Here is a 10,414-nt window from a genome sequence, read left to right on the forward strand (position 1 = left end):
GCTGCGCTGGATCGCCTTTTTGCGTGCCTGGTTGCAGGTGGTGCGGGAGCGTTCCTCAACGTGCTCAAGCACTATGCGGCTCGCAAACATGGCAATGGAGGTTTGACAGGGGTTTTTCAGGGACGACGAATTATTCTTCGGCCATGCCGCTTGTGCGCGTGCACTGCGCAATGCGCGCTTGACCTCCATGATCCCGGACACTCTGCGCTGTTTGCTGCGTCGCCGGGGCCTCTACACGAAGGAGTCGGCCCGTTTGGGCGGATGACGAGCGGCCCTAGGGGAGACGATCAGCCGCTCGGTGGAAGAGAGCTACCTGCTCAGAGTCTCGCATTGGCGAAACCCCCACTGCGCCGTGCTTGGCTCCATGGAGTACCCCACGATCTATGACACACCCATGGATCAGCTGACCGTCGGATCCCAAGGCGAGCGCGCTCTCTCTATGGACATTGCCATGGAACTTGGGGAAGGACTCATGACCAAAACGGCCAAGGCCGGGATTCCCCGATGCAGAGGTCCAGGCTTTGGAGATTGCGAAGGACCGATGCAGACTGCACGCACTGCGTCAGTTAGTGACGCGCGCGGCATGTTCGTGCTCATCGCGACGAACCAGGGCGCCTGCCAAGTCGTCGGCAGTTGCACACCGCGGGGCGGCGTCGCCGCGGAGTTGATCGAACAAGGCCAGCAACGCGCTTGCTTCGTGTTGCAGCAACGCCAGTGCGCTTTCATTGGGCTCTTCCATTGCACTTGCTCCAGAAACGCTCGACGGCGCCCTGATCAGATCGGAGCAAATCGCGTGCCAGCCGTCAGACCTGTCGCTCAGGCGTACTCGCGCTGCTCTTGCGCCTTGGCGTGCATGGCTTCCAGCGTGACCATGCCGGCAATGCGGGCGGCTGCCATGGCGCTACGATGGTCGGGAAAGGTCGACGACAGCGCAGCGCCTGCCAAGTTCGCGCCGCGGCCGATGCCGATCTGTGCGATATCCCAGCCGGCCACCCAGCCATGGGCGGGGGTATCGCCTTTGGCGGCATGACAGGTGAGCTGGTAATTGCCTAGAAAAATGACCAACGGGCGCCCTTTTCGGTGACTGCTTGCCAGCATACCGCCACGACGCTACGGCCGGGGGCAATGTGCCGTCTGCCAGCTGACTCGGCAAGCGAAGTGGAGCATAGGCACGCAGCTTGCATCGGCCTCGACCAGACAATCGTGCCGGGGGAACGCGGTGTTGACCAAAAGAACCAAACGTCGCGCTGCCGGGGCCTTGCTGGTGGGCGGGCTGATCTTTGTCCTGATCGGCGTGGGCGGGTATCTCACGACGCAGCGTTCGCTGTCGGACGCCGGCTGGGTGACGCACACGCAGGAAGTGATTGCCAGCATCGACGAGATCCAGGCGGGCATGCTGTCGGCGGAATCGTCGGCGCGCGGTTATGTCTTGACCGACAACGAGGCCTTTCTGGGCGTGTATGCCGATGCGATCGGCCGCCTGCCCGAGCGCATCGTGCGGCTCGACGCCCTGGTGCAGGACAACCCGACGCAGCGGCGCAATGTGGTCGTGCTGAGCCGTTTGGTGGACGCGCGCCTGGTGCAGATCGACGAGTTATTGCATAGCTATCGCAAGCAAGGCCTGGATGGCGCGCGTGCTGCCATCGCGCGCGGGGTGTTCCAGACCTCTTCATCGCTGCGCCGCCAGGTGCAGACCATGACGGAGTTGGAGCGGCAGCAACTGATCCGGCGCAACGCAGCCACCACTCGCAGCGCACAGTGGGTGCTGTGGGTGACCGTGATCGGCATTGCCAGTGGCTTGCTGGTGATGCTGCTGGCCTACCGCTTGTTGTCGCGCGAGCTGGAACGGCGTACGCGTGCCGAAGACGACGCCAGCCGGACCAGCGAGCGCCTGATCGAGTCGTTTGCCGCACTCGAACGCACCTCCGCTGGCCTGGAGGCGCTGGCACGCTACTCCGGGTTGCTGCAGAACTGCCGCGATGCCGAAGAAGCGCTGGAAATCACTGCACGCACGATTGCACCGCTGATTCCCGGTGCTGCCGGCGCGGTCTACTTGCTACGCGCCTCGCGCGATCGCGCCGAACAGGTGGTCGCCTGGGGCGAGATGGCAGACGACGCCAGTGCCAGCATCGCGCCGGATAACTGCTGGGCGCTGCGCCGCGACCGCACCCATGTGGTGATGGACGCCGGCCAGGGCATGCTGTGCCAGCATGCCGGCGTCAACCTTCCGGCGCATGCGGCCACGGCCTGTATTCCGCTATCGGCGCAGGGCACGCAGTTGGGAATGCTGGCATTGCGTAGCGAAGACCCTGACGATCTTGCCTCGTTGACCGTGGCCGAGGCGGCAGCGGAACAACTCTCCTTGGCGCTGCACAACCTGCGCCTGCGCGAAACGCTGCGCCAGCAATCGATCCGCGACCCGCTGACAGGCCTGTACAACCGCCGCTATCTGGAAGAAACCCTCAGTCACGAATTGGCGCGCTGCACGCGCCGCGAACTGCCCTTGTCGGTGCTGATGCTGGATGTGGATCACTTCAAGCGGTTCAACGACCTGCACGGGCACAGCGGCGGCGACCGCGTACTGGCGGCCATTGGCGAATTGTTGCTGGCGCAGACGCGTGGCGAAGACATCTGCTGCCGTTACGGCGGCGAAGAATTGACGATCATCCTGCCCGAAGTCGATCTGCCAACCGCGTGCATGATGGCGGAGAAATTGCGCGCCGGCATCGAGTCCCTGCAGGTCATGGGCGATGGCGTCTGTCTGCCGAAGGTCACCGCCTCGTTCGGCGCGGCCAGCTTTCCCGCTCACGCCAGCACCGTGGCCTCGTTGCTGCAACGGGCGGACGCGGCGCTGTATCGCGCCAAACAGGGTGGCCGCAATCAGGTCGTGAGCGCGGATGGGCTTGCATCCGTGGCCTGAACGCAAGCAGCCGGGCGTGCTGCTGCGGTCTGTCGCAGAGGCCTGTGTCGCGCAGTCGACGCTCAGATCCGCATCGCGCGCGCTTGGCTAACCCGGGTGCGAGCGCCTAACGAAGATGCTCGGATCATTCGCCGGCGCGCGCATTGCAGCGACAAACGCTCAAGCAGATGCGCTCATGCCAAGACGAGGCCTCAGCCGCAGGCGTGGCCCGCGTCGTCGGTGGGGATCAGGCCCGCACCGGCCAGCATGCCGTCGATACGCGTGCGCACATAGACGGCATCGTCCTGCGCGGCGCTACTCAGGATCGCTTCGGCACGCGCCTGAAAATCCAGGTAGTCGAAATCCGCATCTTCATCTGCCGACAACTTGGGCAACTCTTCCTGCAACGCGTCCAGGCGCGTGGCCAGTTCTTCGCGGGTGGGCATGGCAGACTCCGACAACCAAAACGATACGTTTGCGGCAACGCCGTCAAGGATGTGCGAAGCCTTGCGCTGCAACGCTTCACTTTCCTACCCGTTGCGGCGATGAAGGCACGCTCAACTTTGACCGCACTCCGCCGATAATGATGCCGACTCCTATCGAACCTTCCCTGTGATCCTCCACCTGCGGCGGGATTTTCGACTCGGCATCGTCAAGATGCTCGGGCCAATCACCGCGCTGTTGCTTTGCCTCTATGCGGTGTACCTGGCCATGACCGGTCAGGTAGTTGCGTGCCTGGTCACCGCCGCGCTTGGCGTGCTCGCGGTATGGCGCGGCTGGCAGATGCGCAGTGCCGAAGACACCGGCGCCGGCGGCGTGTGGCTGGCGTCGATCAACGTCGGCGGGTGCCTGGTGGCGTGCTGGACCGGTGGCGACGGCGCCCTGCCCTGGCTGTTCCCGGTGCTGGCCACCAATTATTTCCTGTGCGGGCCGCGACGCGCGGTGTTGTTGAGCTTGCCGCTGCTGGCCGCCTTGTTGTTCTTGCCAGGCTTGATTACCAGCCCTGGCCAGGGCGTGTCGACGATCGTGGTGACGCTGGTGACGCTGGCGGTGGGCTACGCGTTTTCGCTGCGGATGCAGGACGACCGCGTGCACCTGGAAGAACTGGCCTCGCTGGATGCGCTGACCGGCTTGCCCAACCGTCGCATGCTGGAACGTGCGCTGACCCACCAGATCGATCAACGCCAACCGCACGACCGGCTCAACAGCCTGATCATCCTGGATCTGGATCACTTCAAGGAGGTCAACGATCTGTACGGGCATGCCGCCGGCGATGCGGCGCTCTCGGATCTGGCTACCATCCTGCGCTTCGAAGTACGCGAACCGCACCAGGTCTTCCGTTTTGGCGGCGAAGAATTCGTGGTGCTGCTGCGTGCCGGCTCGCTGGCCGAACTGGAAGCGGCCACCGAACGCTTGCGCAAGGTGATACGCAACGGCTTGCGCGGACCCGGCGGGCGCATCACCGTCTCGTTGGGCGCGGCGCGCCACGATGGCGAAACGCATTGGCAGGACTGGTTTTCGCGTGCCGATGCGGCGCTGTATCTGGCCAAGAACGGCGGACGCGACAGCGTGCGGGTTGCCGAATAAGCGCCTGGCGGCATGTAAGCGTCCGGGTCTGCGTAGGCACACACACCTGACAGATGGGTTACGCATTGGTCGCGAATGCGATGGGGTTGACGAAAGCGCCGGTAGCGCGCCTGTCAGCCGAGGTGCGCGCACTGATGGCGTCGGATGCATGGCCAGCATCGCCAGCCATCAGCCGCACACGTTCGACCGCCCCGCTTGGCTCTGACGCTGCAGCCAGAACTGCGGGGCGACCCACTGACCGCCCCGCACGCATCGCTCAACGATTGACCACGGCCACCGGTGCAGCGGGTGCTTGGTCCTGCTTCCAACCACCGAGCGCCTTGTACACGCCGACCACGCCGACATTCACTGCCGCTTCGGCCTGCGCCAACGCATCGTCGGCAGCCAGTTGGGTGCGCTGCGCATCCAGCAGGGTGAGGAAGTCTTCCGAGCCCTCGCGGTAGCGGATCTGCGCCAGCTGCTCGGCACGCCGCGCGGCATTGGCCTGCTCCACCACGATGGCCAGACGCGCCTGCTGGCGGCCATAGCCGATCAACGCGTTTTCGGTGTCTTCCAGCGCCAGCAGTACGGTTTGCTGATACTGCGCCAACGCGCCTTCGGCCTGCGCCTTGCTGGCACGCAAGCGCGCACGCACGGTGCCGAAATCGAAGGCGGCCCAGCTGATCGACGGGGTGACCGACCAGGCCTTGGCGTTGCCTTCGGTCAACCTGGCCGCGTCGCCGGTCAGGAAGCCGACGAACCCGCTCACGCTGATGCGCGGAAACAGGTCGGCAGTGGCCACGCCCACTTGCGCGGTGGCTGCCGCCAGCCGGCGCTCGGCGCCGCGCACATCCGGACGCTGACGCAGCAAGCCGGCGGTATCGCCCAGCGGCAGCGGGCGCGCGAACGCCGGCATCTCGCGCGCGGCCAAGGTGGCATCTAAGGCATCGGGTTGCTGACCCAGCAACACAGCCAGACGATGGCGATATTGCGCCTCGGCGGTTTCCAGCAGCGGAATATCCGCTTCGATCGCCTTCAACCGCGCCAGGCTGCTCTGCACATCCAGCTCGCTGCCGGCCCCCAGATCCCAACGCGTCTGCGTCAGCTTCTGGGTGTCGCGCAGGTTGGTAAGCGTGCGCTTGGAGACATCCAGCCGCTTCTGGGTACCGCGCAGTTCGAAATAGTTGCGCGCCACTTCGGCAGCAACGGTGACCTGCACGTCCTGTAGGTTGGCCTGCTCGGCATCCAGGTCGGCACGCGCGGCCTCCGATGCACGCCGCTGACGGCCGAACAGGTCCAGCTCCCAGGCCGCATCCAGACCGAGCGTGGTCTGCTCGGTCAGAAAGCGCTGATTGCCGGCGATCACCTGCTGCTGTTCGCGGCGATCGAAGCTGCCCTGCGCAGTGATATGCGGCGCCTGATCCAGACGACGCTCGACGAACACCGCGCGCGCCTGCTTGACGCGCGCCACGGCGATGCGCAGGTCGTGGTTGGCGAACAAGGCGTCGCGCACCAACTGCTCCAGCACCGGGTCGTCGAACTGCGACCACCAGTTGCCCACCGGCGACTGTGCGCTGTATGCCGGGTCTTGCGCGCCTTGCAGCGTCACCGCCGCCGGCGGATCGGGACGGTAATCCGGCCCGACCGCGCAACCGCTGAGCACAAGCGCGGCCAGGGCCACACTCAGGACGTTTCTTACCATGGCAACACCTCTCCCAGATGGGTAAAGCTGCCGGTGGCGCCGTGTGCATCCAACAACGCCATCTGCACGCTGCTATGCGCACCCTGCTCCACTTCGATTTCGCCGCCGCCACCGTTCATGTCGGTCTTGACGTAACCCGGATGCACCGTATTGACCTTGATGGCGGTGTCGCGCAACTCATAGGCCAGATGCACCGTCCAGCTGTTCAACGCGCTCTTGGAAGCGTCGTAGGCAGGAATCTTGAAGTCGTAGATCGGCGAGCCGGGCTGGCTGTGCAAGGTCAGCGACCCGAGGATGCTCGACACGTTGACGATGCGCCCGGCCAGCGAGCGACGCAGCAGCGGCAGGAAGGCCTTGGTCACCTCGACGACTGCGAACAAGTTGGTGTCGAAGGTACGCTTCCACACCTCCAGGCTCTGCTGCGACGGGGCGCGCTGCATGTCCTCGATCATGATGCCGGCGTTGTTGATCAGGATGTCCAGATGGCCATGGCGCTGCTCCACCGTGCCCACCGCGGCGGCGATGCTGATGTCGTCGTTGACGTCGAGCTGGATGGCCTCCACCGGCAGGCCTTCGGCCTGCAATTTCAGTGCGGCGGCCACGGCATCGTCGCGCTTGCGGCCGGCCAGCAGCGTGTGCACGCCGGCGGTGGCCAATTGCCGAACGGTCTCCAGGCCGATGCCGCGGGTTGCGCCGGTGACCAATGCGATCTTGGTGTTGCTCATGTGTAAATCCTTCGAATGTATGTGGGGGGAAGCAACGCGCTTAGGCGTTGACGTGCGCGTGATCGTGCGCAACTGCGGGCGGTGTCGCGGGCCCGCGACGGGTCACCCACTTGCGCAGCGCCACGTAGAACACCGGAGTCAGGAACAGGCCGAACAAGGTGACACCCAGCATGCCGGCGAACACCGTGATACCGGTGACCGAGCGCACTTCGGCGCCAGCACCATGGCCGAACACCAACGGCACGGTGCCGGCGATGAAGGCGATGGAGGTCATCACGATCGGACGCAGGCGCAGGCGGCAGGCTTCCAGTGCGGCTTCGACGATGCCCTTGCCGTGCATTTCCAGTTCGCGGGCGAACTCCACGATCAGGATCGCGTTCTTGCACGCCAGGCCAATCAACACCACCAGACCCACCTGCACGAACACGTTGTTGTCGCCGCCGGTGATCCACACACCGAACAACGCAGACAGCAAGGTCATCGGCACGATCAGGATCACCGCCAGCGGCAGGGTCCAGCTTTCGTACAGCGCAGCCAGCACGAGGAACGCCAGCAACACTGCCATCGGGAACACGATCAATGCCGAGTTGCCTTGCGTGGACTGCTGATAGCTCAGGTCGGTCCACTCGATGTTCATGCCGTTGGGCAGCACCTGCGGCGCCATGCTGGACAGCTTCTGCATGGCCTCGGTGGACGACAGCACGCGCGGGTCCGCTTCGCCGATGAGGTCGGCCGCCGGGTAGCCGTTGTAGCGGATCACCGGGTCCGGGCCGTAGGTCTGGCCCAGCGTGACCATGCTGCCGATCGGCACCATGTCGCCGTTGGCGTTGCGCGTGCGCAGGTTGGCGATGTCTTCCACGCTATCGCGGAACTGTCCATCGGCCTGGGCGATCACCTGATAGGTGCGACCGAAGCGATTGAAGTCGTTGATGTAGGACGAACCCAGATAGGTCTGCAGCGTGTCGAACAGATTGGTCAGCGGCACGCCCTGCGCCTTGGCCTTGTCGCGGTCGACCTTGGCGTCGAGCTGCGGCACGTTGGCCTGATAAGTACCGATCGGGAACTGCATGCCCGGCGTTTGCGAGATCGCACCGGACATCGCATTCACCGCACTCTGCAACTGGCCATAGCCCAGGCCGGCACGGTCCTGGATGTACAGCGAGTAGCCCGAGCCCTGGCCCAAGCCAAGGATCGGTGGCGGCATGAAGGCGAACGCGAAGCCCTGCTGGATCTGGCTGATGCGCGCGTTGATTTCCGCATTGATCTGCGCGGCGGTGCGGCTGCGCTGACTGAACGGCTTGAGCGTCAGGAACACCGTGCCGGTATTGGGCGTATTGGTGAACTGCAGCGGATTCAGGCCGGGGAACGCGATTGCATGATCCACGCCGTCGGTCTGCAGCGCGATCTGGGTGATCTGGCGGATCACTTCGTTGGTGCGCTCCAGCGACGAGCCTTCCGGCAGCTTGGTACCGGCAATCAGATACAGCTTGTCCTGGGTCGGAATGAAGCCGCCCGGCACCAGCTTGAACATGAAACCGGTACCGACCAGCAGCAGCAGGTAGACCACGAACACCGCACCTCGCTTGCCCAGCGCACGCGACACCGCACCTTGGTACTTGTGCGAGCTGGTGTTGAAGAAACGGTTGAACGGGCGGAACAACCAGCCGAACAGACGGTCGATCAACCGCGACGGGCCATCCTTGGGCGCGTCGTGCGACTTGAGCAACATCGCCGCCAACGCCGGCGACAGGGTCAGCGAGTTGATCGCCGAAATCACCGTGGAAATGGCGATGGTCACCGCGAACTGCTTGTAGAACTGGCCGGTCACACCCGACAGGAACGCCATCGGCACGAACACCGCGCACAGCACCAACGCGATGGCGATGATCGGCCCGGACACTTCGCGCATGGCCTGATGCGCCGCCGCCAGCGGGCTCAGCCCTTCTTCGATGTTGCGCTCGACGTTTTCCACCACCACGATCGCGTCGTCGACCACGATGCCGATCGCCAGCACCAGACCGAACAGGCTCAGCGTATTGATCGAAAAGCCCAGCAGGTACAACGCAGCGAACGTACCGACCACCGACACCGGCACCGCCAGCAACGGAATGATCGAGGCGCGCCAGGTCTGCAGGAACAGGATCACCACCAGCACCACCAGCAGCACCGCTTCCAGCAATGTGTGCACCACCGCGCTGATCGAATCGCGCACGAACACGGTCGGGTCGTACGCAGCGGACCAGGCCATGTCCTGCGGGAACTGCCTTTCCAGCTCGGCCATCTTGGCGCGCACCGCATCGGACAATTCGATCGCGTTGGCACCGGGCGACTGGAACACGCCCATGCCCACCGCGTTCTGGTTGTCCAGCTGCGAGCGCAGGGTGTAGTTGCCGGCGCCCAGCTCCAGGCGCGCCACATCGCTCAGCCGCACGATCTCGCCGCTGTTGCCGCTGCGGATGACGATGTTGCCGAACTCTTCTTCGGTGGTGAGGCGGCCTTGCGCATTGATCGAAAGCAGGAAATCGCTCTTGTTGGGCATGGGTTCTGCGCCGAGCTGGCCGGCGGAGACCTGCACGTTCTGCTCGCGGATGGCGGCGACCACATCGCTGGCGGTAAGCCCGCGTGCGGCCACCTTGTCCGGGTTCAACCAGATGCGCATGGCGTAGTCGCCGGCACCGAAGATCTGGATCTGGCCCACGCCCGGCAGGCGCGACAGCTCATCCTTGACCTTCAAGGTGGCGTAGTTGCTCAGGTACAGCGAGTTGTACTTGCCCTTGGGCGAGGTCAGATGCACGACCATGGTCAGCGTCGGCGATTGCTTCTGCGTGGTCACGCCCTGGCGGCGCACGTCTTCGGGCAGACGCGCCTGCGCCTGGCTGACGCGGTTCTGCACCTGCACCTGCGCCTGGTCCGGGTCGGTGCCGGGCTTGAAGGTCACCGTGACCACCAGCACGCCGTCCGAGCCGGCCACCGACTTCATGTACATCATGTTTTCCACGCCGTTGATGGCTTCCTCAAGCGGCGTGGCGACGGTTTCGGCAATGACCTTGGGGTTGGCGCCCGGATACACCGCGCGCACCTGCACGCTCGGCGGCACCACTTCGGGGTATTCGCTGATCGGCAGCAGCGGCATGGCGATCAGGCCGGCCGCGAAGATGATGATCGACAGCACCGCGGCAAAGATCGGCCGGTCGATGAAAAAGCGGGAAAAGTCCATTGGGATGGTCCTGAAAGAGGTTGCCGCCGGGTGGCGGCGCGGCACGGCGGGCCCGGGCCGACCTGGTGACGAGGCCGGCAGTCATGGGCTGCGATGCAGCGATACAGCAGTACAGCCATTGCAGGTGTTACGCCGTCGCCAGCTAGGCGCGACGGCGCGCAACACGCGTGGCGATCGCTAGGGCCTGTTAACACATCCGAAGCCCATCAACGACTAGGACGAAGCTGAGGAATCCAAGGAACATGACATCCAGCTTCTCGAAGCGCGAGAAAATCCGGCGGTAGCCTTTCAAGCGACGGAACAGT

9 protein-coding genes and 1 pseudogene are annotated in these 10,414 nt (G+C 64.6%); 2 read left to right on the top strand and 8 right to left on the bottom strand.

Annotated features, from left to right (window positions below; genetic code table 11):
• From F7R02_RS26705 to F7R02_RS22605, 3 genes are all read right to left on the bottom strand, one after another.
• Positions 1-189, bottom strand: a 189-nt coding sequence (locus tag F7R02_RS26705; RefSeq protein ID WP_208789133.1) for a hypothetical protein, incomplete at its 3' end; no start/stop codon positions are given.
• A gap of 373 nt (positions 190-562) precedes the next feature.
• Positions 563-739: a hypothetical protein gene (locus F7R02_RS26520; protein WP_167521091.1), complete on the bottom strand. Its 177-nt coding sequence runs from the start codon at positions 737-739 to the stop codon at positions 563-565.
• A 77-nt stretch (positions 740-816) separates the two neighbouring features.
• Positions 817-1,065: a hypothetical protein gene (locus F7R02_RS22605; protein ID WP_003483612.1), complete on the bottom strand. Its 249-nt coding sequence runs from the start codon at positions 1,063-1,065 to the stop codon at positions 817-819.
• Between the two features lie 199 nt (positions 1,066-1,264).
• On the opposite strand from F7R02_RS22605, the gene F7R02_RS22610 reads away from it, so the two are divergent.
• Positions 1,265-2,920, top strand: a complete 1,656-nt coding sequence (locus F7R02_RS22610; RefSeq protein ID WP_139370916.1) for a sensor domain-containing diguanylate cyclase — start codon at positions 1,265-1,267, stop codon at positions 2,918-2,920.
• Positions 2,921-3,111: 191 nt separating this feature from the next.
• Here F7R02_RS22610 and F7R02_RS22615 read toward each other — a convergent pair whose 3' ends face one another.
• A complete protein-coding gene (locus F7R02_RS22615) occupies positions 3,112-3,417 on the bottom strand; it encodes a hypothetical protein (RefSeq protein ID WP_078589740.1) in 306 nt (101 codons plus the stop codon).
• 94 nt (positions 3,418-3,511) lie between these two features.
• On the opposite strand from F7R02_RS22615, the gene F7R02_RS22620 reads away from it, so the two are divergent.
• Positions 3,512-4,486 (top strand): GGDEF domain-containing protein, encoded by a 975-nt coding sequence (locus tag F7R02_RS22620; RefSeq protein ID WP_005919921.1) that lies wholly within the window; start codon positions 3,512-3,514, stop codon positions 4,484-4,486.
• Positions 4,487-4,742: 256 nt separating this feature from the next.
• Here F7R02_RS22620 and F7R02_RS22625 read toward each other — a convergent pair whose 3' ends face one another.
• The 4 genes and pseudogenes from F7R02_RS22625 to F7R02_RS22640 form a co-directional block, all read right to left on the bottom strand.
• A complete protein-coding gene (locus F7R02_RS22625; RefSeq protein ID WP_005925680.1) occupies positions 4,743-6,167 on the bottom strand; it encodes an efflux transporter outer membrane subunit in 1,425 nt (474 codons plus the stop codon).
• The gene (locus tag F7R02_RS22630) at positions 6,161-6,892 is read right to left on the bottom strand and encodes an SDR family oxidoreductase (RefSeq protein WP_003483598.1); all 732 of its coding nucleotides are present in this window, start codon (positions 6,890-6,892) and stop codon (positions 6,161-6,163) included. Before F7R02_RS22630 ends, F7R02_RS22625 begins: the two co-directional genes overlap by 7 nt.
• Positions 6,893-6,932: 40 nt before the next feature.
• On the bottom strand, positions 6,933-10,109 hold the full coding sequence (locus F7R02_RS22635) for an efflux RND transporter permease subunit (protein WP_078589741.1): 3,177 nt from the start codon (positions 10,107-10,109) through the stop codon (positions 6,933-6,935).
• A gap of 187 nt (positions 10,110-10,296) precedes the next feature.
• Positions 10,297-10,414 (bottom strand): annotated as a pseudogene (locus F7R02_RS22640) (IS5-like element ISCARN85 family transposase); the annotation flags it as partial.

The organism is Xanthomonas cissicola, from assembly GCF_008801575.1.
GTDB lineage: Bacteria > Pseudomonadota > Gammaproteobacteria > Xanthomonadales > Xanthomonadaceae > Xanthomonas > Xanthomonas cissicola.